22 protein-coding genes are annotated in these 22532 nt (G+C 39.6%); 11 read left to right on the forward strand and 11 right to left on the reverse strand.

Annotated features, from left to right (window positions below; all coding sequences use genetic code 11):
- Positions 1-5 precede the first annotated feature (5 nt).
- The 3 genes from CXF64_RS03285 (at position 6) to der (ending at position 3356) form a co-directional block, all read left to right on the forward strand.
- Positions 6-626, forward strand: a complete 621-nt coding sequence (locus tag CXF64_RS03285; protein WP_007583431.1) for a YfgM family protein — start codon at positions 6-8, stop codon at positions 624-626.
- Between the two features lie 10 nt (positions 627-636).
- On the forward strand, positions 637-1815 hold the full coding sequence (bamB, locus tag CXF64_RS03290; protein ID WP_007583433.1) for an outer membrane protein assembly factor BamB: 1179 nt from the start codon (positions 637-639) through the stop codon (positions 1813-1815).
- A gap of 74 nt (positions 1816-1889) precedes the next feature.
- Positions 1890-3356, forward strand: a complete 1467-nt coding sequence (gene der, locus CXF64_RS03295; RefSeq protein ID WP_024592997.1) for a ribosome biogenesis GTPase Der — start codon at positions 1890-1892, stop codon at positions 3354-3356.
- Between the two features lie 80 nt (positions 3357-3436).
- Here the strand turns inward: der and CXF64_RS03300 are convergent, their stop codons facing one another.
- Together CXF64_RS03300 and CXF64_RS03305 are read right to left on the reverse strand one after the other, a co-directional pair.
- Positions 3437-3940 carry a TFIIB-type zinc ribbon-containing protein gene (locus CXF64_RS03300; protein ID WP_101216263.1) on the reverse strand — a complete coding sequence of 168 codons (504 nt, stop codon included), beginning with the start codon at positions 3938-3940 and terminating at the stop codon, positions 3437-3439.
- Between the two features lie 41 nt (positions 3941-3981).
- Positions 3982-4569 carry a DUF4202 domain-containing protein gene (locus CXF64_RS03305; RefSeq protein WP_024591176.1) on the reverse strand — a complete coding sequence of 196 codons (588 nt, stop codon included), beginning with the start codon at positions 4567-4569 and terminating at the stop codon, positions 3982-3984.
- A 227-nt stretch (positions 4570-4796) separates the two neighbouring features.
- Here CXF64_RS03305 and CXF64_RS03310 point away from each other — a divergent pair, with 227 nt between their 5' ends.
- From CXF64_RS03310 to CXF64_RS03325, 4 genes are all read left to right on the forward strand, one after another.
- Positions 4797-6524, forward strand: a complete 1728-nt coding sequence (locus CXF64_RS03310; protein ID WP_101216264.1) for a DUF885 domain-containing protein — start codon at positions 4797-4799, stop codon at positions 6522-6524.
- A gap of 50 nt (positions 6525-6574) precedes the next feature.
- Positions 6575-7282 (forward strand): winged helix-turn-helix domain-containing protein, encoded by a 708-nt coding sequence (locus CXF64_RS03315; protein ID WP_101216282.1) that lies wholly within the window; start codon positions 6575-6577, stop codon positions 7280-7282.
- 156 nt (positions 7283-7438) lie between these two features.
- Positions 7439-7777, forward strand: coding sequence for a transcriptional regulator (locus CXF64_RS03320; RefSeq protein ID WP_101216265.1), 339 nt, complete (start codon positions 7439-7441; stop codon positions 7775-7777).
- A gap of 115 nt (positions 7778-7892) precedes the next feature.
- The gene (locus CXF64_RS03325; RefSeq protein WP_101216266.1) at positions 7893-9212 is read left to right on the forward strand and encodes a DASH family cryptochrome; all 1320 of its coding nucleotides are present in this window, start codon (positions 7893-7895) and stop codon (positions 9210-9212) included.
- Positions 9213-9241: 29 nt separating this feature from the next.
- Here CXF64_RS03325 and CXF64_RS03330 read toward each other — a convergent pair whose 3' ends face one another.
- The gene (locus tag CXF64_RS03330) at positions 9242-10324 is read right to left on the reverse strand and encodes a YeiH family protein (RefSeq protein WP_101216267.1); all 1083 of its coding nucleotides are present in this window, start codon (positions 10322-10324) and stop codon (positions 9242-9244) included.
- Positions 10325-10445: 121 nt separating this feature from the next.
- On the opposite strand from CXF64_RS03330, the gene CXF64_RS03335 reads away from it, so the two are divergent.
- The gene (locus CXF64_RS03335) at positions 10446-11324 is read left to right on the forward strand and encodes a LysR family transcriptional regulator (RefSeq protein ID WP_101216268.1); all 879 of its coding nucleotides are present in this window, start codon (positions 10446-10448) and stop codon (positions 11322-11324) included.
- 65 nt (positions 11325-11389) lie between these two features.
- On the opposite strand, the gene CXF64_RS03340 is transcribed toward CXF64_RS03335, so the two are convergent.
- The 4 genes from CXF64_RS03340 to CXF64_RS03355 all read right to left on the reverse strand — a co-directional run bounded on the left by CXF64_RS03340 (position 11390) and on the right by CXF64_RS03355 (position 15547).
- Positions 11390-11776 carry a hypothetical protein gene (locus tag CXF64_RS03340; protein WP_101216269.1) on the reverse strand — a complete coding sequence of 129 codons (387 nt, stop codon included), beginning with the start codon at positions 11774-11776 and terminating at the stop codon, positions 11390-11392.
- A gap of 215 nt (positions 11777-11991) precedes the next feature.
- A complete protein-coding gene (locus CXF64_RS03345) occupies positions 11992-12450 on the reverse strand; it encodes a TlpA family protein disulfide reductase (protein ID WP_101216270.1) in 459 nt (152 codons plus the stop codon).
- Between the two features lie 83 nt (positions 12451-12533).
- The gene (locus CXF64_RS03350; protein ID WP_101216271.1) at positions 12534-14501 is read right to left on the reverse strand and encodes a hypothetical protein; all 1968 of its coding nucleotides are present in this window, start codon (positions 14499-14501) and stop codon (positions 12534-12536) included.
- Positions 14502-14620: 119 nt separating this feature from the next.
- Complete coding sequence (locus CXF64_RS03355; protein WP_101216272.1) at positions 14621-15547, reverse strand: LysR family transcriptional regulator; 927 nt, start codon at positions 15545-15547, stop codon at positions 14621-14623.
- Positions 15548-15720: 173 nt separating this feature from the next.
- On the opposite strand from CXF64_RS03355, the gene CXF64_RS03360 reads away from it, so the two are divergent.
- On the forward strand, positions 15721-16398 hold the full coding sequence (locus CXF64_RS03360) for a glutathione S-transferase family protein (protein WP_101216273.1): 678 nt from the start codon (positions 15721-15723) through the stop codon (positions 16396-16398).
- 107 nt (positions 16399-16505) lie between these two features.
- Positions 16506-17633, forward strand: a complete 1128-nt coding sequence (locus tag CXF64_RS03365; protein WP_101216274.1) for a zinc-binding dehydrogenase — start codon at positions 16506-16508, stop codon at positions 17631-17633.
- A 209-nt stretch (positions 17634-17842) separates the two neighbouring features.
- On the opposite strand, the gene CXF64_RS03370 is transcribed toward CXF64_RS03365, so the two are convergent.
- The 3 genes from CXF64_RS03370 to CXF64_RS03380 are packed head-to-tail and all read right to left on the reverse strand — an operon-like array spanning position 17843 to position 20026.
- On the reverse strand, positions 17843-18709 hold the full coding sequence (locus CXF64_RS03370; protein ID WP_024591166.1) for a hypothetical protein: 867 nt from the start codon (positions 18707-18709) through the stop codon (positions 17843-17845).
- On the reverse strand, positions 18702-19397 hold the full coding sequence (locus tag CXF64_RS03375; RefSeq protein WP_101216275.1) for a hypothetical protein: 696 nt from the start codon (positions 19395-19397) through the stop codon (positions 18702-18704). The genes CXF64_RS03370 and CXF64_RS03375 overlap by 8 nt, the downstream gene beginning before the upstream one ends.
- Positions 19394-20026, reverse strand: a complete 633-nt coding sequence (locus CXF64_RS03380; protein WP_024591164.1) for a hypothetical protein — start codon at positions 20024-20026, stop codon at positions 19394-19396. Before CXF64_RS03380 ends, CXF64_RS03375 begins: the two co-directional genes overlap by 4 nt.
- A 510-nt stretch (positions 20027-20536) precedes the next feature.
- On the opposite strand from CXF64_RS03380, the gene CXF64_RS03385 reads away from it, so the two are divergent.
- Positions 20537-21022, forward strand: coding sequence for a hypothetical protein (locus CXF64_RS03385; RefSeq protein ID WP_010554987.1), 486 nt, complete (start codon positions 20537-20539; stop codon positions 21020-21022).
- A gap of 41 nt (positions 21023-21063) precedes the next feature.
- On the opposite strand, the gene CXF64_RS03390 is transcribed toward CXF64_RS03385, so the two are convergent.
- Entirely contained in the window at positions 21064-22269 is a 1206-nt protein-coding gene (locus CXF64_RS03390; protein WP_101216283.1) for an anhydro-N-acetylmuramic acid kinase, read from the reverse strand.
- Between the last annotated feature and the right edge of the window lie 263 nt (positions 22270-22532).

Genomic DNA, 22532 nt, shown 5'->3' on the forward strand with positions numbered 1-22532 from the left:
TAAGAATGGATATTTATTCAACAGAAGAACAACAAGCAGAAGCCATTAAACGCTTTTTCCGTGAAAACGGCATTTCACTTGCGCTAGGTATACTTGTTGGCCTAGGTGGCTTATATGGCTGGAAAGCATATAACCAAAACCAAATTACTACCGCTGAAAAAGCATCAGATTCATATACAGCGCTTGTTGAAAGCGACGATGTATTATCTTCAGCTGATGCGTTTATTAGCGAAAATAAAGACACAAACTACGCAACACTTGCTGCATTCGTTGCTGCAAAAGACGCAGTAGAAGCGAAAAAACTAGACGTAGCAAGCGAAAAGCTAAGCTGGGTTGTGTCTAATACGCCAAATACAGAATTAAAAGCAATTGCGATTACACGTTTAGCACGTGTTCAAATTGCGCAAACTAAATATGACGATGCATTAACAACATTAAATGCACCATTACCTGAAGCGTTCAATGCAAACGTGGCCGAGCTTAAAGGCGACATTTACACTGAGCAAGGTAATAAAGATCAAGCACGTACTGCATACCAAGCAGCAATAGATGCGGGTGGATTAACAAGTAACCCACTATTACAAATTAAGTTAGATGACCTAGCAGTAACTAGCCCAGCGGCATAAGGTTTTAGGCATGAAAAAATTTACAACAGCAGCCCTTGCCCTATGTATGGCAACATTGATGGGTTGTTCATCAAGTGATGATGAAGATGAACTAGTACTTCCTGAAATTGTAAACCAATTTGAAACTGACGTTGTTTGGCAAGAATCTGTAGGTGATGGCGTAGAGCATTATTTTTCTCGTTTAACACCCGCAGTTTACAAAGATACTGTGTATGTTGCTAGCCGCGAAGGCCAAGTAGAAGCGCTTTCGCTTGATAATGGCGATACAAAATGGGAAACCGATGTACGCCAAGATTTATCGTTTTGGCCTTGGGCTGACAACGGTAATGCAAAATTATCAGGTGGTATTTTGCAAGCCTATGGTAAAATTTATATTGGTTCTGAACACGGCTTTATTATTGCTCTTGATCGCGAAACTGGTGAAGAAGTTTGGCGTAAAAACGTACCAGGCGAATCTCTGTCTAAACCAACAGCAGGCGATGGCTTAATATTTGTAAATTTAGGCTCTGGTAAATTGTTAGCACTTCACCCAGATACAGGCGAAGAGCGTTGGAGCTTTGAACAAGAAGTTCCACCACTAACATTACGCGGACAAAGCTCGCCAACCGTTGCTAACGGTGGTGTATTAGTAGGCCTTGAAACAGGCAAGCTAAGCGTATTAATTTCAGACAGTGGTTACTCAGCATGGAGCGCAGAAATTGCGGTTGCTAAAGGCGCATCAGAATTTGAACGCCTAGTTGACGTAGACACTCAACCACTTATTAGCGGTCCATACGCTTACGCTATAGCTTACAACGGCAACTTAGCCGCTGTAGATATTCGCTCTGGCAATGTTGTATGGAAACGCGAGTACAGCAGCTACCGCGAAATTGCGATGGATGCACAAACAATTTATTTAGTAGATAGCGATGGTGTTATTTACGCATTAGATAAAAATTCAGGTATTGAACGTTGGAGCCAACCCGCTCTACGCGGTTGGTACCTAACAGGCCCTGCAGTTGCAGGTAGCCACTTAGCTTTAGGCGACCAAGAAGGTAACCTACATTGGCTAAATAAAGAAACTGGCGAGCTAGTATCTCGTGAAGACTTTGACAGCTCGGGCTTTTTTGTTGAGCCAGTTGTTGCCGACGATAAGCTAATTTTATACACCCGTGATGGTGAAGTTAGTATGGTAAAAATACCAAACTAAGTTACTAATAGTCATATGGTTTTTTTAAGGCTTCGCACTGCGAAGCCTTTTGTTGTTTTTTAAAGAGGTAGTTTATGCTTCCCGTGATCGCTCTAGTTGGGCGACCCAATGTGGGCAAATCCACATTATTTAACCGTTTAACACGTACTCGTGATGCACTCGTAGCCGATTTTCCAGGTTTAACACGAGATAGAAAATATGGCCAAGCTAGTTACGATGGCTATGAATTTATCGTGGTAGACACGGGCGGTATTGATGGCTCAGAAGAAGGCATCGAAATCGAAATGGCAGATCAATCTCTGCTAGCTATTGAAGAAGCTGACATTGTTCTGTTTTTAGTAGATGCTCGTGTAGGTATGACCGTAGCTGACCAAGCAATTGCTAATCACTTGCGTAAACAAGATAAAAAGTGTTTTGTTGTTGCCAATAAAACCGATGGTATTGATGCAGATTCAAACTGTGCTGAATTTTACCAATTATCATTAGGTGAAATTCATCACATTGCTGCATCGCATGGCCGTGGTATTACGTTATTACTTGAGCAAACACTTCAGCCGCTTATTGCTGAATTAGCTGCACAAGACGAAGACGTAACAGGCGATGACGAAGAGCTTATTAATCTTTACGAAGAAGATGAAGACAGCGATACCGATCATCAGGCATTTGCAGACAAACCTGTAAAGCTTGCGATTATTGGTCGTCCTAACGTTGGTAAGTCAACGCTTACAAACCGTATACTGGGTGAAGATCGCGTAATTGTATACGACATGCCAGGTACAACACGTGACTCTATCTACATTCCGATGACTCGAAATGAAAAAGAGTATGTGTTAATTGACACCGCAGGTGTTCGTAAGCGTAAAAAAGTAAGCGACGTAGTTGAAAAGTTCTCTGTCATTAAAACGCTTCAAGCAATCGAAGATTGTAACGTTGTGTTATTGATTGTTGATGCTCGCGATGGTATTTCTGATCAAGATTTAAGCTTATTAGGCTTTGCTCTTAACTCAGGTCGTTCATTGGTAATTGCAGTGAACAAATGGGATGGCTTAGATGATTACGTTAAAGATCGTATTAAATCAGAGCTCGATCGCCGTTTAGGCTTTATAGACTTTGCGCGCTTACACTTTATATCTGCACTGCATGGTACAGGTGTTGGTCATTTATTCGAGTCTGTTGACGAAGCTTACGAGTCCGCTACTAAGCGTATAAGTACTGCAATGCTGCGTCGAATTATGGACATGGCTCAAGCCGATCACCAGCCGCCACTTGTTCGTGGTCGTCGTGTTAAGCTAAAATATGCGCATGCCGGTGGTTATAACCCACCACGTATTGTTATTCACGGTAACCAAGTTAAAGATTTACCAGATAGCTATAAACGCTACCTGATGAACTACTACCGTAAAGCGCTTAAAATTATGGGCACACCTATCAAAATCGAATTTAGAGAAGGTGAAAACCCATTTGCTGGTCGTGTTAATAAAGTAACACTGTCGCAAAAGCGTAAAATACGTGCATTTGCTAAAGAAAACCGTAATAAATAAACTTTTCAAGAGTTAGTTTATTACAATAAAAACGGCGTACTTTTTAGTACGCCGTTTTTGTTTTAATATGTTATTAAGAGTTACAAACCAAGTAAAGCTAAGCGCACTAAGTTCTCCACCGTGGCTTCATGTGCATTTTTATTTTTATTAGTTGGCGTAAACCTAGAAGTAGGTGATTTAATAGTTATAAAGCCATGATTGGTTGCCATTTCATGAGCTAATAGCTTTCGCTCTTTAGGTGTTAAATGGTTTTCGTGTATTTTTGCCAGCTCGCCGCTATCAAGCCATATTCCTGCACAGCCTGGGCATTCATCTATTTCGACGGCCTTTACTGGCGAAAAATACCTGCGCATCATTACAATTTTTTTGCACTTTGGGCAATTAATTCGTAGCGATACATCGTATTCACTCTCGCTATGTTCACTCAAATGCTTTAGCAACACCTGACCATGCTTTAGCTCTGGCGAGCTAAATTTAAAAATTTGGCTGTTATCAAAAAATACGCCGCCTTGCACTGAAGTGTAAACAGTAATACCGCCAATTAATAACGGCTCAAGAGAGGCATTTGTACGTGGGCAAAACATTCTAAAAATCCTTTTTATTTTAATACCTAGCTTACACTACTTTACTCAAGCGCTTTATGAATAAGCCCAACAAGCGGCGTTGGTAATGTAATATTACCTGTAAGTACAAACTCATGGGCTTCATCTGACATTTTTTGCCATGTGCGGCGAATAATACCAATCCATTTTTCTTCATTGTAATCTGGTTTTGCACTGGCAAACCCAAGCATGTAGTGTTCAATAAACACCAAACTTGCTACATCTTCAACTAATTGGCTATCTGGATTGCGCTTAATATCTTTTTTAGCAACAGCGTTATAAACACGGTTTTGGTCAGTATCGTTAAACCCAGCTTGTTTCATTAATTCAACGGCTAGTGACGCATGAAAAATATAAAGTGCGCTACGCCATTGATGATAACCCTGCTTGTTCATTTCAAAGTCGCTACGTGGCGATTTCCAACGCTGAATATGCTGTGCACGCACTGCAATTTGCATGAGTGCATCGGCATCAGGTTTAAAGCGAGTTAGCATTTCGCTCATACGCTGTGAGTATAAATACTCTTTAGGAAAACTTTCTCCATTGTGCTGCTCAGTATTAGGGTCTTGGTTATTAGCTTCATCAATCAGCGTTATTACTTTATTAAACATGACGGTCATTTATTGTAATTAGTTTTAATCATTCTAAACGCTGATAAAACAATAAACTAGTGGCCCACTCACTTCAGCGGTGAAATTTGTTCAATCAAAAAGTAAAACCAATAGATACAGGTATAAAATTAAGCGCATTAATAAAGTTAACTTGTTATTATCTTAGAAACAAAAATGACACATGTGCGTAAACTAATAAAAATTAACGCGCTAAAAATGAGAATAATATGTTTAAAAAAACAATTTTAGCTATTTGCTTAGCTATAGCATCACTGCCGAGCGCAGCCGATAGCAATGCAGATTTAAAAACCATTATTGATAACCACTGGCAAAACGCCAAAGCTGAAAAAATATTTTTTCGTACCGACCCAGACGGCTGGAAGCCAAACGGTACATTGCCAAATTGGAGCGAGCAAGCCATTGCAAAGCGCCAAGCTTATAACAACAGCGTGCTAAAAAGCTTAGCCAGCATTGACCCAAAAACGCTCAACAACGAGCAGCTAATGAACTACCGCTTATTTAAATACGAGCGAGAAACAGAGCAGCAAAGCTACCTTTTTCAAGATAAGTATTTTCAGGTTAATTTTTTAAGTGGCTGGCATACTTATTTTGCCGAAGCCCCCGCTAACATGGCATTTTTAACACCCGACGATTACAACGCATTTTTAATCAGCCTTGCCGACTACCCTCGCTTTAATCAGCAAAATATTGATTTAATGAAAGAAGGTGTAAAAACAGGCTTTACTCATTACTGCAAAACATTTGAAAATTACAGCCAGAGCATTAACGCTCATATTGTTAAGCAACCTGAAAACAGTGCCCTTTACGAGCCCTTTACACGTATACCAAACACGTTTACAACAGAGCAAAAAGCCACATACCAAAACAAAGCTAAGGCCTTAATCAGCTCAAAAGTAGTTCCTGCTTATCAACATTTTTACGACTTTTTTGAAAACGATTACATGCCTAACTGTAGAGCGCAGCCGGGTATTGCAAGCGTTAAAGGCGGGCTTGATTACTACAAATACACAGTTAATTACTACACCACAACCAATGCCACACCAAAGCAAATACACGAACTAGGCCTTAAAGAAGTCGCGCGTATTAAAGCGCAAATGCAAAGTATTATTGATGAAGTAGGTTTTGATGGCACATACAGCGATTTTTTAGAATTTTTAGCGACCGATGAGCAATTTTACGCAACAGACGCGCAAGACTTGCTTGAAAAAACCGCTTTTATTACGCAAAAAATGTATGGCAAGTTACCCACCTACTTTGGCCATTTACCGCGTAACACCTTTACTATAAAAGGCTCAGCGAGTCGCGGCGCGTTTTATATGCCACCTGCTGATAACCGCTCTCCTGGCACTTACTTTTTAGCCTCAACACCTAAACTACAGCCTTTATATAATTTAGAAGCACTTAGCCTTCACGAGGCAATACCAGGGCATCATTTACAAAACGCGATTGCGATGGAATTAGACGTACCCCAGTTTAGACGCACACTTAGCCACTCAGCATTTGGCGAAGGTTGGGCACTTTACACTGAACGTTTAGGTAAAGAAGCCGGCTTTTATCAAAACCCCTACAGCGACTTTGGCCGTTTAGGTTACGAAATGTGGCGTGCAGTTAGACTTGTTGTTGATACCGGTATTCATGCCTTTGGCTGGAGCCGCCAAAAGGCTATTGACTACTTGGCAGATCACACTGCTTTGCCACAAAGTGCGGTGGAGGATCAAATAGATCGTTATATATCATGGCCAGGCCAAGCGCTCTCTTACAAAATGGGCGAAATAAAAATACGCCAACTGCGTGCAAAAGCCGAAAAAGAACTCGGGGCTAAGTTTGATATACGCAGCTTTCACGACACCGTAATCGGCCAAGGATCACTCCCTATGGAAGTGCTAGAAGACGTAATAAACGATTGGATAGCAAAACAAAAATCGGCTATTTAACATTCAAGGAGGCGGTATTATTTGCCGCCTCTTTCTAAATGGACTTTTTAATGAAACACCTACTTATTTTTATATCACTCATTTTATTTAGCAGCCAAGCAAATGCTTTTTGTTTAGACGCATCAAACTACATAGAGGGCGTAAAATATGGCGTTTGTGGGGAGCAAACAGATTCAATTTCCCTTACGCCTTATTTTATTATATGGATGCTTTTAAATGTGTTATTTGGGCAGACCCTTAATAAACCAAATGTACACGTAGGTTTTAAATATTTACTTTTTCTCTGTGCATTCCCACTCAGCCCGTTAGTTCTTTTAATGAATTTAGCTGGAATGATGGTATCTCGGCTTTATAAAAAACACTTAAATACGACAGAAAAGAAAACCCAACCTAACCCTGATTATGCAAAATCCGTCATTAAAAAAACTAGAGTGAATCAGCTAATAATTGGCGAGTACACTTTTGACGGTATACAGCAGTCTTTAATTAAAGAGGATGCCCACTACACATTAGAGCCCAAATGCATACAAGTACTTAGCTATTTAATAGAGCAACAACCAAGAATTGTTAGCCTTGAAGAGTTACATAATAACGTATGGGAAAATCAAATTGTAACCGACACTGCAGTAAGGCGAGTTATTAGCAAACTGCGTGTGGCCCTTGGCGATAACGACACAAAAAACCCCAAATATATAAAATCTATAATGAAGCGCGGATACCAACTAATTGCTGAAGTAAAAACACAAGCAACTGATTAGTAAGTATTTATAAAAGTTATAACTATACTTATGTCATGGTTATAACTTTGTAATAACTAACTATCAGCTTTATTATCGTTATTTTTTACCTGACGTTTTAATTTATTACTGCGGTGTACATCACCCATTTCAAATTAAACAATTAAGGAAAAAAATATGAAACACTTATTACCTCTATTACTAGTATTAATCATAACAGTAATTACATTAAGCCTTATCAACAGCAACGAGTGTATAGAAATAGGAAACGCAGCAACTGTCAATATATCATTTGGCACATGTGATTTAGCTAACTCTCAATCAAACATATCACCACTTTTAGCTTTCTTTTGGTTAGCCATGAGCATTTGCTTTGCAATAACATTACCTAAATCAACTATTGCTAATAAGTACAAAATTGCCTTATTTATACTTGGTTTACCACTAACTGTTTTTGTTTATTTAATTGCCTATATATCTAAAAATATACGCCAAGCAACTCAATCTTTTAAGTAAGCCTATATGAGCAAGTAGTACTTGCTCATCCTTTCTTAATTAAATACAAGCGAAAATTAATCCTCACCCGCTTTTGCTTCGTACCACTTTAGAGTTTTAAAACCTGAGCAAACCTATGAGCAAACGTATTTTATATTGGCTACAAAACGATTTACGAATAGACGACAACCCTATTTTAAGCGAACTTGCTACTGGGCAATGTGCGCTCGATATTGTATTTGTAATAAACCCACACTGGTTTAAAAATAATAACTACCAACAAAAGCCATATGGTGTGCATAAACAACAGTTTTTAATGCAAAGCTTGTATGAGCTGCAACAAGAGCTTATTGAGCGCGGGCAAACACTGCACGTACTTGAGGGCGAACCTGTTAGTGTTTTAAAGCAGCGCATAGCTAAGCAACACATTGACGAAGTGGTGTGCAGTGAACTCGTTGGAACCTATGAGCAGCGCCAACTCGCGCGACTAAAAGCACATTGCCCACATGTCATATTTAAAACAACTCAACAAGACACCTTATTTCAACAAAGCGACCTCCCTTTTGATTTAGACGAGCTGCCTAAAAGCTTTACCCCATTTAGAAAAATGGTAGAGGCGATAAACATACCTATAACAACCTCAACTCTGCCTAAAGGTTTACTCCCTCAGCCTATAACATTATGTGCTGCAAACCCAATTGAGCTTAATGAGCATACTAATTATAACAACGCAGTAATGAATGGCGGGCTTAAAAGTGCGCAAACACATTTAAAGCAATACTTTTCAGACTTGCTACCAAGTACTTATAAAATAACTCGAAACGAGCTTGATGGCTTTAATAACACCACAAAATTTAGTACCTGGCTTGCTTTTGGCTGTGTAAGTGCGCGGCAAGTTTATAAAGCCGTTGAGGCGTACGAACATAATCAAATAACAAACGAGTCAACCTACTGGATTAAGTTTGAATTACTATGGCGAGAATATTTTAAATGGCATGCACTTAAGGCAGGTAAAAGCCTGTTTAGCTTTAAAGGCCAAAAGCAAACAAAACCCCTTACTACATTTATGCCAAACCGCTTTGCTGCCTGGTGTAATGGCTCAACACCCTACCCATTAGTCAATGCCATTATGAACGAGCTTAATGCGACCGGTTATATATCAAATAGAGCAAGGCAAATTGCCGCAAGCTGCTTAGTTAACGAACTTGGTCTTGATTGGCGCTATGGCGCGGCTTATTTTGAACAACAACTTATTGATTACGATGTAGCCGCTAATTGGGGTAATTGGCAATATATAGCAGGTGTAGGCGTAGATCCGCGTGGTGGTAGGCACTTCAATATTGAAAAACAAACGTTACAGTTTGACCCGCACGCTTTTTACACTAATAAATGGCAAGGCAATGAAAACACCAGCAAACAGCTGGATACTTTAAACGAAGTTGATTGGCCGATTTAAGCCGCCAATCAACTTTTACCAAGTAACGTTTAAAACAGCTCAGCAATACCTATATTAATAGCGTAACCACCCAATGTTAAAAACAAAAACAAGCACAGCGCCAGTAACAGCGGTTTAATACCCGCTTGGCGAATTGCCCCAACATGTGTGCGTAAACCCAAAGCCACCATCGCAATGGTTAGTAATATATTATCAAACCAAACAACTGCGCTTGTAGCCACTTGAGGAATAATAGAGAGTGAATGTACACCACTTGCCACAATAAATAACACTGCAAACCAAGGGATGCTAATACCTGATTTATTACCCTCATTACTTATAGTATTACCTGCCTTTGCTCTTTTTTTACTTTGACAAAACGACAAAGCGACTAAAAATGGCGCAAGCATCATCACACGTAGCATTTTTTCTATAACGGCGGTATCAGCAGCATTGGCGCTTACGGCTGTACCCGCTGCAACAACTTGCGCTACCTCGTGAATAGTTGAACCAACAAAAATACCATATGCGTGCTCACTCAGCCCCATATACTCAAACATGATTGGGTAGGCAAACATACTCAACGTACCAAATACCACCACCGTTGCTACCGCTACCGATACTTTATGTGCCTGCGCTTTTATTACAGGTTCGGTTGCCATTACAGCTGCTGCGCCACAAATAGAGCTACCTGCACCAATTAATATTACTGTTTGCTCATCAAGTTTAAATACACGTTTACCAAGCTGCATTGCTAATATAAACGTACCGCTGAGCATAACAATGTCGGTTAGTAAGCCACTCCAGCCAACGCCTGCTACCTGTGTAAAGGTAATTCTAAAACCAAATAAAATAATACCCGCTTTGAGTAAAATACTTTTAGCGTAATCAACACCCACATCGGTATGAGTCGCAATACGCGAAAACACACTGTTACCTACAATAATGCCTAGCACAATACCAATAGTTAAGGAGCTAAACTGGGCACTTTGCATTACCGGCAACTTACTCATGGCAACAGCAACACCCGCTAAAACAATAACCAATAGCATTCCTAGCCACCAACGCGAGTTGGTATACTGCTTAGTATTAATACTAAAAAGCTGTGGCATATCTTTAATTGCACTAAGCATAGTCATCCCTTAATAAAGTCATCGTGATTAGTTGACTTCATTTTAAGAAAGCGCAAAATATAACTCCAATACATTAAAATCATGATTCGATAACTTAAGGTTATGTGATTTGAGAGGCACAATGAACTTGCATGCACTTCGGGTGTTTTATACGGTTGCTAAATTAGGCAGTTTTTCAGCAGCAGCTGAGGCGCTTTTTATAAGCCAACCAGCTGTGTCTAAAGCTTTAAAAGAGCTTGAGTATCAGCTAAATATACAACTTATAGAGCGTGCATCTAAAGGCAAAAAACTTACCTTAAGCGAGGGCGGCCAAGCCTTGTATGATCATGCTCGTAGTATTTTTGCTATTGAAAAGGCAGCCATTGAAGATATTAAATCACGTACAGGGCTTAAGCGCGGCACACTCGTTATAGGCACCAGTACAACCATTGCCAGCTATTGGCTACCGCCCTATTTAGCCAATTTTTGCGCGCAGTACCCCCATATAAAAGTAGAAGTACAAGTTGCCAATACCGCGCAAATTGAGCACGCCCTACTAGAATGCACTATCGATTTAGCACTGGTTGAAGGCACACCAACCGAGCCACATATTATAAGTAAGCACTGGCAAAACGATTTAATGAGTATCGTTATACCCAGTAACTTTAAGCCCACGAAAGACTTAAAACCATGGTTAAACAAACAGTTTTGGCTACTGCGCGAACCAGGCTCGGGCACTTTAGAGGTCTCGGTTAAATTACTACAGCAACATGGCATTACAGCAAAAAACAGTATGCAACTCGGGAGTAACGAAGCAATAGCAAGGGCCGTCACTCAAGGCATGGGCGTTGCTTTATTACCCAATGTAGTCACTGAGGATTTAGTACAGCTAGGTAAATTAACACGGCTAGAACAGCCAAATAACGTCGAGTTATCAAGACCATTATACCAATTACACTATAAAGACAGACCCTCTTCACATGCCGCACAAGCATTCGAAAAAAGCCTATTTAGTGAATAATGTTTGATCTGAGCTGTAAGTCGAGTAAGAAAACGGTTGTGTAACATTAATCACTTGTTGTGGTGTTACCTTAATTTATTATATATAAGCCAACTAGTTAAACCCATTGAAAGTACTAATAAATGAAGAACCAATGTTGCACGATTAAATTCACTAAAAAGACTAAGTAAAAAAACTGGAAGTATACTTAAGATTAAAACTACAGGTAATTTAAATAAATTTAACTTTTGGAGTAATAAGCTAATAGGTAATCCGTAAATGAACATTAAAGGATAGAAATAAAATAAACTTCCCATCCCTATTGATACACCAAAACCAACACCTGAAATTAATGAACTAAGAGAAGTATAATTTTCTATACCCGCATAAAAATAACAAAAACCAAGGACTGGTAATACAATTAAAGGACTAATAATCGCAGCAATCAAATTTTTACGTAGATCCTTAGACATATTAAGAAACACCATAACGAGCTTGTAGATTAATTAGTTTGTTATTTGTTTTAATTGATATGCAAACCATAGCTGAATTCCTATTTTGGCTCAGCCAAAGGGGGAAATTTTTGGCTTCACACATTAAAGTATCAGGAGACTACTCATAGCAGCCCAACAGCTAACTTATAAACCTATTTGCTAAATCGTTAACCCCAAATACGAACAAGCTCTATTTACAAACCCTGAGTTAAATCTTGCGCTAACGTACCCGTTGGCTTTTCAATTACGCGAACTAACTCTTTGCCATTTTGTTTAACAATAAACGTAGGTGTGTATTGTAAGTCGTGAGCCTGTGCAATGCCTGCATCGTCTTGCTTGTTGTAACCTACGGCCACATATTCAATGCTTGCAAGTTGTACTTTCGATGCATCAAGTAACTTAATGAGCTTTGGCACTTCGCGCTCACTGTCGTGGCACCACGTTCCAAATAATACAATTAGCTCTTTGCCTTCTAGCTTTTGCATTAGGGCAATGTCTTGTGCTGTTGGCGTAAACGCTTTGTATTGTTCGTTAAACTTGTCGTAGTCGCTTAGCAGTACATCAGTGGAAATTCCGCCCGAAAAAGGTGCATCAGCAGCGCAGCTTACAAGCGGCATGCTTAAAGCGCACAGTAAAATTAATTGTTTAAACATAAGGTTGCTCTTAATTTAGGTATTAATTTAGGTATTAAACGACTATACCCAATATTGAGTGTGGAGTGAACAACTCAAGACCGTTACTTTTTATCCATAAAAAAGTTAACTTGCGATAAGTTAGTTAAATATTCTCGCCTTACGTCTTTATTCTCAGCTAGCTTATCTAAGTCACCAATTAAGGTAACTAACTTATTATGAGAATGGCTGCTTGTTTTTTTAAACTCATCTTGTTTTTCGTCGCTCTCAACACGCTCTTTTTTATTCATGTTGTAGCTGTTTTCGTTTTCTTCAAGCCAAATATCGTCAATTAAGCGAATGTCGCTTTTACTAACTGTTTGCTCTTGCATCGCCATTTGCAGCTCGTATTGATTAGTTTGCGGATTAAACTCAAACATTTTTGTATCAACATCAACCTCGTGAGACTGATCAAGCCCCACAAGCTCTTTATTTTTAACGGCGGTGTTTACGTTATAACTCTCTTCTTTGTCGTAATAATCAGGGCGACTGTATTGATAATCAAAGTGGCTGCTTACATTTTTACTTTGCGTTACACCGCTAAGCTCCCCTAATTGGGCTTGTTCAGTCGCTTGGCTTAGCTCAATTGTACTTTTAGGTTGATAGTCGCCGTTATCAAGCGCATAAGAAAATGTTGCATCAAAATCAGCGAGCTTAGAAATACCCGCTCCTAATGTATTTGGCGCTTTATTACCAAGCCCTTGGTAACGGGCATCGTTTGTAATCATGTTATCAACCAAATCGGCAACCATGGCGCGCCCGTCATTAAAGTGCTGATCTGCAAGTGACTCCAAATTGCTATAACGCTCAGCAGCCGCCGACATACTCGTAAAAGCACCTTTAAACAATGCAAAACCTTGCTGCATTGCCTCATCGCCTTTGCGCCCAAATGCCGACTCTTTATCGTCCTGGGTGCTGTTTACTCGGCTATCTTCTAGGCTTTGATCTAGCGACGCTAAATATTGCTGCATTTGCTGCGTGTCTTTAGCGCCAATGGTTGACATATCGAGTGCAAAATCAATGTCGTTTTGCCCACCTACTGCTTTAAACACAAGTGCTTGCTGGTTTGATGCTTCATCAATGGAGTAACTTAAATCAAGCGTATTCTCTGCAGTATCAAGCGCATCATTTTGCGTTGTTGAAAACGACACATTAAAACCGGCTAACTGTTCACTATTAAAGCCCGCTAAAAAATCTAAGCTCATGTCTGTTTGATTTGGGACTATAAGAGGATTAAATGAATTTTCACTCACTTTAAAAAATTCATCGGCCATTTCACCAACACCCGCCATAACCTGCGTTAAAGCGCCATGTTCAGCCTCTGATAAATTGCCATTAACTTCGTAACTTATGCCAAAGCCATCTATCGCTTCACCTGTTTCTTCGTCATAACCTTGCGATGAGTTAAAGGTAATGTTTATAACATCACCTTCTTTAGTTTTTACCGAGAGCTCAAACAGGTAGTTATCGTCATCCTCGTATTTTGCGCGATTAAGGCTTTCCATATAAGGATTAAGCGAGCGCTCTACACGTTGCTGGCTTGAGGCTAAAAACGTTTTTTGCTCATGCCCAAGCTGACCTAAACTCGATAAAATATCGCTGGTATTAGCATAAGCACCCTGAATATTTTTAACTGATGTATTTAATCGCTCAATTAATTGGGTGCTGTTTTCGTTTTTTAATAACCCCTCATGCTGAGAGCTTATTACGGTGCGCAGGGCGAGTTCTTCATCGGAGAGTTTATAGTTAAGCGTGCTCGGCGTGCTTGAAATTGTAAATAACGAGGTAAGTTGCTGCTGTAACACGTCCCCTGCTTTTTGATTACTGGCTAGTGCTTCATCAATAGTTTCGTTATTTAGCTGGCTTAATAACTCATCGGATATTTTGGGGGCGTTAGTTTGTAAATCATTAATAGCTTGAAGGTCGCCACTACTGTGCAGTGAAGGTGTCGCAGATGTTTGGTTGGCGTTATTAACTGATTGGGCAATCATAGTGCTTAGATTAGCCTGACTGCCAAATATATTATTAACCATGATTATCCTTAATCGCTAAACCCTATTAAGTAATGTATCGGGCGCTTAGTTAAAAGCTTTAGCTTAAGGAGGTTTTTTTACCTATTATTTATACAAATAATCGGCCTTACTCTTAAGGGCTATTTTATTTGCTTACTACCTTCACCTGTTTCTTTTATTCTTTGTACTAAAAAATCGACCGCCGCTTTTACCTTTGGTACCAAATAACGTTGTTTTTGATACAACAAATAAACAGCCATATTAGAATTTTGAGTTATTGCCACCTCATGCTCAAACTTAAGCTCTTGTAACTCACCCAGCTCAAGATATGAAGCCAGTGCCCATCGAGTTGACATTAAAATACCTTCCCCGTTACATGCTTTTTTAGCAAGCCACGACCCGTTATTTGAAATAGCGACAGCAGGCCCAGAAACGTCATGCCATTGCTCATCTACTTTACATAACCACGGCGTTGGCCCTGAAGGCGTTTTAAAATAAAGCCCATTATGGTGCTTTAATTCCATGGCGTTACTTGGCACTCCGTGTTTTTGTAAATAGCAGGGGGACGCCACAGGTATAAAGCCATTATCCATAAGTTTTATTGCTATCACGCGCTCATTGGGTGCATAACCACCACGAATAGCAATATCAACATCGTCACGCCCGAGTGTCGACAGCTCATCGCTTAAGCTTACATCGAGTATTATTTCAGGGTATAACGCGCTCAATTCATCAAGCAGCGGCATGAGCATTTTGTCGCCAAAACCTACCATGCAACTTATAGATAAACGCCCCTTTGGGGTTGTTTGGTAACTTCGAACCGTTTCGTGGCTTTGCTCAAGCTGGTTCACTATTTTTTGCACATCGCTGTAGTAAATTTGCCCAACTTCGGTCAATTTAACTATGCGGGTAGAACGCTTTAAAAGCGTCGCCCCTAGGCTTTTTTCTAAATCAGCAACTCGCCGTGACAACGACGAAGGCGGCACATCAAAAGCTTTTGCGGCTTTGGTAAAACTGCCCGTTTCAACCACCTTAATAAAATACCGTATGGCTTTTAGTTGATCCAAGTTGCCTCTCCATTAAATAAAATGCTTTATTGTCTTAAAGACAAAAGTGATTCGCATTTTCCCCTATATATAAGCAAATTAAAACAAGTAATAATGTACTCAACCTAAAGACAGGGACTTAAATTGCATTTTTGGCAATGAGTATCTTCACGTTAATGATGGAAAGCTGACTTATGATTACTTTGCACGGTTTTGCTGCTAGCAACTATTACAACCTAGTTAAACATGTACTTTTACACAAACAACTGCCATTTAAAGAACACCTTGTTTACGGCGGAAGTGAAGAGTTATTAGCAATCAGCCCTGCAGGCAAAGTGCCTGCAATCACAACAGCTAACGGCCTTAATATTTCTGAGTCGAGTGTTATTTGCGACTTTATAGAAGAGTCGTACCCACAAACCCCGCTATATCCTGAAGATGCAGGTGAGCGCGCAGTTGTACGTCAAATTATGAAAATGGCAGAGCTTTATTTTGAACTGCCAAGCAGACGGTTTATCCCTTATGTATTTTCTGGCGCTGAAGTACCTGAAACAACTAAAGCCGAAGTACGCCAAGTATTAACGCGTGGCGTAACCGCTTTGAGTAGCGTGTGTAAGTTTTCACCTTGGATTGCAGGCGAGCAATTTACAATGGCAGACATTTACGTTTATTACGTAAACACCATTGTTAGCGCCTTTGGCTCAAGCCAGCTTGATTGGGATGTACTTGCACAAGTACCCGGTATGAAAGAGTGGAACGAATCAATGAGCCAATTAGCCATTGCCCAAAGCATAGAGGCCGATCGCCAATCAAATATGGCTGAATTTATGCAAAAAGTGAAAGCGCAAATTCAAGCAGCAAACGCAAAATAACGCGTAGCTATAAAAGTAATCTATTCTAAATTTTAATTACTAATACAGTATCGCCAATACAATAACGTGATTGGCTTAACAAATTTAATTCTTTGCACGGGACACCTATGACAGATAAAAATATACAACTTACTTCAACTATCAGCGAAGACAATAAACTAACACTTGCCTTAAAAAACATCGAGATGCCAAAGCCGAATGCCGATGAAGTAGTTATTCGCATTGAAGCTGCACCATTAAACCCATCAGACTTAGGCGTTTTATTCAGCGCAGCTGATATGTCTACTGCAAAACAATCGGGTACTGATGAAGACCCAGTAATTACTGCCGATGTTCCAGCTCAATTTATGCCATCACTTAAAACCCGTGTTGGAAAAGCAACCCCTGTAGGTAATGAAGGCGCAGGCACCGTAGTGGCAGCAGGCTCATCACCAGCCGCACAAGCATTAATAGGTAAAACCGTTGCAGTAATTGGCGGCGGTACGTATCGTCAATTTATATGTGCCAATGTACAAAGTTGCCTAGAGCTAAAAGAAGGGACTACTGCTAAAGAAGGTGCATCATCTTTTGTTAACCCACTTACCGCACTTGCAATGGTAGAAACCATGCGCGCTGAAGGCCATAAAGCCATTATTCATGCTGCTGCAGCTTCTAACCTTGGCCAAATGCTAAACCGTATTTGTATTGCCGATGGCGTTGATTTAATTAATATTGTTCGCAAACCAGAACAAGAAAAATTACTGCGCGATATGGGTGCAAAATATATTGTTAACTCAAGCAGCGACACTTTTCTTGCTGACCTAACAGCTGCAATAATCGAAACCGGTGCAACTATAGCGTTCGACCCTATTGGTGGCGGCCAACTAACAAGTGACATTCTTAACTGTATGGAAGTTGCAGCTGCGCGCGATATGAAAGAGCACACAATTTACGGCTCTGATACATTTAAACAAGTGTACATTTATGGCGCACTAGACCGCGGCCCTATTACATTAAACCGTAACTTTGGCTTTGCTTGGGCTGTAAACGGGTTCTTGTTATTTAATGCCTTAGGTAAATTAGGCACAGATACAGTAATGAAAATGCGCAAACGCGTTGCTGATGAAATCACCACTACATTTGCGAGCAACTACACGCACGAAGTGTCATTAGCTGAGGTATTACATTTACAATCAATCGCGGCTTATTCTAAACAAGCAACAGGCGAAAAGTACTTAATTAAACCTCAAGCTTAATTAAATATTCTTCGTTAAAAATATAAAAGCAGATGCTAATTAGGTATCTGCTTTTTATTTGGTCGTTGTAAAAGCTAGCTCGGAGTATTTACTTTAGCAAATCAATTACATTCGTGGATTTCTATGACTTTTTAGTAAATAGCACTTATTAAATTGGCTAATCGCTAATGTTCATTCTTATTCTCTGTTTTGTAGACATCCCTAATAAATTAAAGACTTCTGCTGTTAATAATCAGTAGGTTTTCATTTATCGGTGTTGCTATTTTTTTTGGTGATGACTTTAATCCAAACGTTAAACTACATTCAAATTTGAGTTCTATCTCTTGTTCTAGAGCTGACCAGGTAATAAGTAATACCGAAGTATCATCAACTAAGTCTCTATCAGCCAAACATACATCAGGTTCATTGATGAAGCTTTGCTGCTGCGCCTCATCTAACTCCATCCAAAAGCCATCTGTTGCTAAAGCAAAAATATTATCAATTGAAAAGTCTAATTCAAACGTTTCAGGTTCAAATTTACGCCTTAAGTTTAAACTCTTAGTTAATATATGGCGTTCAGGAACTGAGCTTATCGAACTTTCAAAATCGTTACCCAATGGGTTCGCCCCAGTATGAACAGGTGATAACCATTGAATACTTTTATTGTTGAATAAACCTAACCGACAATCACCTGCACAGAAGCCATAAATTTTATTGGAGCTACCATTACGGTACAGTGATAAAAAGCTGGCAATACCTATTTTCAATTCTTTTTTAGTTGCGCTGAAAGCCTGTTGGATAATTTGATTACGCTTCTCTGCGTCTTCAAAATAATCCTCTAATTGAGGTTTATCTTGTGCTATTTTTTCTGAAAAAAGCTTAACACTGTTTATAAGTAAGCCTTGGAGGCAAGCATAGAAATGTTCGCTAAACCTTTTAGCTAGGTTTGTTGTAGCGATTGATGAGGTAGATATATCAATTACAAATACCCAAGTACCGAAGTCAGTATTTATTATCGAAAAATAATCTTTGTTTTCTGCTCGTTCGAATCCTTGTTGAGTCCGGTGTATCAGTTTTAGTGAAGAAGGGTCAGCCATACACAATACAGCCTTCCATACGCTCAAAGATCAACTGCTCTCTGTCTAAACTATTCCTAGCAGTTCCCTGAACTGCATACTCAAAATTACCATCTTCCATTAAACTATTAAGCTGTTCGCTAATATAATTTTTCAAGTCTTCTGAGGCTGATAAAATATCATTAACTATTGATGCTCTACCATCGAAAATATTAAGTAAATCTTCAATATCATGACTTGAAAGAGCATCACCCTTCCCTCTTCCTAAATAGGCTTCGAGCTTTGTGGCTACAAAATATTCTGGCGTTATTAATTTAATGGTTAATGCATCATTCAGCACGTAGTCTTCGGCGGTTGCTACTGCGTCTTTATACCATATGTTAGTAAAACCAAGCGCTTTCTCATCAACTGGCATAAAATCAACTTTAAGGTTATCAAGTATCATGCGGCACATAACATCCTCGCCCATGTCAATAGAAAACCCTTTCACTTTAAGTTGTTCCTGCAAATCAGTCCAAGCTGCATACCCCATGATATCAACAATCAAATCAACATCGTCGGTATACCTTATTTGCTCTTTAGTAAACTCATCAGTGACCAATAGCCCTGTGGTGCAACCCCCAACAAATACCATTGATCTTATTAAGTCATCTCCAAGTGCAGTAGCAACTTTTATTAACATCTCTTTTTGAAGGTTGATTGTATTCATTTGGCTACCTTAAATATGCTATTGAGCATTTCTAGTGCTAAATTTCGTTCTCGTGGATGGCCTATTCTTATCGCATCAACTAACGCTAGCATCGCGTACAACTGGGCATCTTGCTGTACTGCTAAAAATACTTTAGGGTGTAATGGCTCAATTAACATGCCTTTAGTATTACCCCTTGGATTTGACCATACAGGCTGAAGCTCTCCAGACGTCATTAACTTACCTCTGAGAACAGGGGCAGCTATCGACGTAGCGATCCCTCTGCCAATCACCCCCTCTTTTGCAGGAAAAACGTATCGAATACCATAGGCAATAAACTCTAACAAAGCCTTAGTATTTGTTTTAGGTACTTGAAGTTTGCGATCTACTTTTGCAAGTCCTACGGAATACATCCGATTAAGGCTAAGACTAATCTGAGATTTACTTATCCCAGTTAAACCTTCTAAGTTTCTTAAGGAAAATCGGCTTTCAATTTGATCCATTTCGGTAAAAGTAGGTTTTAACCCCTTTTCATCCCAATCCTCCCAAGTACCATCCACTTGAATAATGTCCGAATCACCATCTTTCCCATCAAGCCCCACATGCAGCGAAATCAATTTTAGTAATAATAAAACATCTTGACTTTTCATCTACCCTCCAAGTAACGCGTCCCGGGTCCTAGGACTCGGGACAAGTATCTCTTTAGGTATTTAAATAGTCAACAGTAAAAATTGAATAAGTGTATATTTGCTAATTAAAATTTTCGTGCTCGATTCACTTACCTAATCTATCGCTATCGCCTCATTTTATATAAAGCTCTTTCTGAAGAATAATAAGGCAACAAAGGGGTAAACTTTAACTGGTATCGTAATCATTGATCGTTGGGTTATCGCTCATAGCTGCCGTAAATTAACTTGCGGGCTCAACTAAAGCTATTTGTACTTTTAAAAATAAATCATAAAGCATTTATATTATTTCTGGACGTGTGAGATTATCTTACAGAGGTTTGAACACGTAATTCCAGCCCTAGAACAAAAAGATCCTCTTTGATCAAACCACTCAATAATTGTACTAATTAATGCAATTAGTCATAAATCTGTAACCTTGATCCGCGATAATCTCTATCCGATAAATGAATAGACTCAAGAAGACTAAGTAAGATGAGTACACCCTTAGTGCAACTAACATTTGCACTGCAATCATTTGATGATTCTATGTCTGCGGCGATGAGCCACGCTATGGAATATGAAAAGCTATCGCTAAAAGCCAATGCTGCGCATAACATTACGCTGCAGTGTGTGTTGCCTGATGGCGCAAATGAGAGCGATGTTATTTCACTAAGTGCAACGCAGCCCAGTGCGCGTGGGGCGCAGTATTTTACTGAAAAAACGCTGAGCAATGCAGACCTTGAATCTGGTACTGTAAACCTAACTTTAAGTAACATTACACAAAGCCAGTGTTTTGTAGTGCAAATGATGCTGCACGGAAAAAATACGACCTTAAAAGAAAGCCAGCAACTCGATGTGTACATTAAAGCATTTGAGCAAGGCTATATCCCTGAGCAAATAAAAACTGAACATACCAAGTCACAGGGCGTTCGTAGCTACTTTGCGAGTATGGGTTCTACGTTTTTATCGCTGTTTTAGTGCTGGCTGCACTTAAATTACGCGACGCGTCTTATAAGTTATTAATCTGCAAAACTTACTTTACCCATAGTAACTCCCGCAATACCTTGTGCGGTGTTACTTAGGTGTTGCTGCTCTCCTGCTAGGCATTCGTTTGCTAAAATAGCAAATAACACAGCCTCTTTTGCATCGGGATTTATACCTAAATCGTCGGTATTTTTAAAAGCCTTAATACGTGGGCAAAGCACTGTAAGTTGCGCCATTAGTAAAGGGTTATGAATACCGCCACCACTTGCATACACCACACAATTTTGTACGCGCTCTGCACACTCGTTTAATGCATTTGCTATAACGGTTGCAGTAAAGGTATTTAAGGTGGCCATTACATCTTCATGGCTTAAATGGTGAGTATTTGTAAGCTGCTGCGCGGCGTTTAAATACGCTAAGTTAAATACCTCAGGCCCTGTGGTTTTAGGCATTGGGAGTTCAAAAAATGCGTTATTACATAATGCATTTAGTAATGGTGTATTTACCTTGCCTGCTTTTGCTATTTTTGCGCCATCGTCATAATGCATATCTTTAAAATGTTGCTGTACGTAGGCATCCATAATGGTATTACCGGGGCCAATGTCGGAGCTAAACACTCCGTTTGCATCACCATTTTTGGGTAAAAACGTTAAGTTAGCTATGCCGCCCATATTTAGCAAAACCCGACTCTCAACAGCGCTCGAAAAATACAAATAATCGCCATACACAGCAAGCGGTGCGCCCTCGCCCCCTGCGGCTATGTGTTTTTGCCTAAAATCACCAATGGTTGTAATACCCGTAGTAACGGCTATTTGGTCGCTATCGCCAATTTGTAAGGTGCCATTAGTAAAGCTTTTGTGGTTATGCTGCGACTGCGGGCAGTGGTAAATGGTTTGCCCGTGGCTTGCTATTACATCAATACTTGCTGGGTTTACCTGCCAAGTATGTAAGCACTGGTTAACCATATCGCCATGGAGTTTACCTACCCACGGGTGCAGTAAAGTAACAAGCTCTAAATCGCATTCTCGTTTAGCAAATACCTGCTTTATTTTAGTTTTATAATCGTCGTTGTAATCAACAGTAGTAAAATTTAAAACCTCAATGTGTGTATTTAAGCCCGCTCCCGTTACTTTACACAGTGCAACATCAAGCCCGTCCAACGAGGTGCCGCTCATTAAACCAATAATTAAACGGCTTGGTTTTTGGGCGCTGTTATAAAGCGCTTTAATGTGAGGGTGCATGATTACTCGCATGATTCGACCTAAAATAGTGAGGCTATCTTAGATGACTTTAAAACAAAGTTATAGACATAACTCTCACAACAAACACTTGAGTAAATTAAACTGATATAAATCCAGTTTAAAATAACTAATACTTTACAAGTAACTGATTCATAGTATAGTTTTGTAATGCGAGGCGAGAGTTTAACTTTCTGCTGTTAATCTGCGGCGGTCATTGGCATGTTTCATTTATATCCGTTTCTGATGCTCTGCTCCTTGGTGTA

This window comes from Pseudoalteromonas sp. GutCa3 (assembly GCF_002836155.1).
In the GTDB taxonomy this organism is placed as follows: Bacteria; Pseudomonadota; Gammaproteobacteria; order Enterobacterales; family Alteromonadaceae; genus Pseudoalteromonas; species Pseudoalteromonas arctica.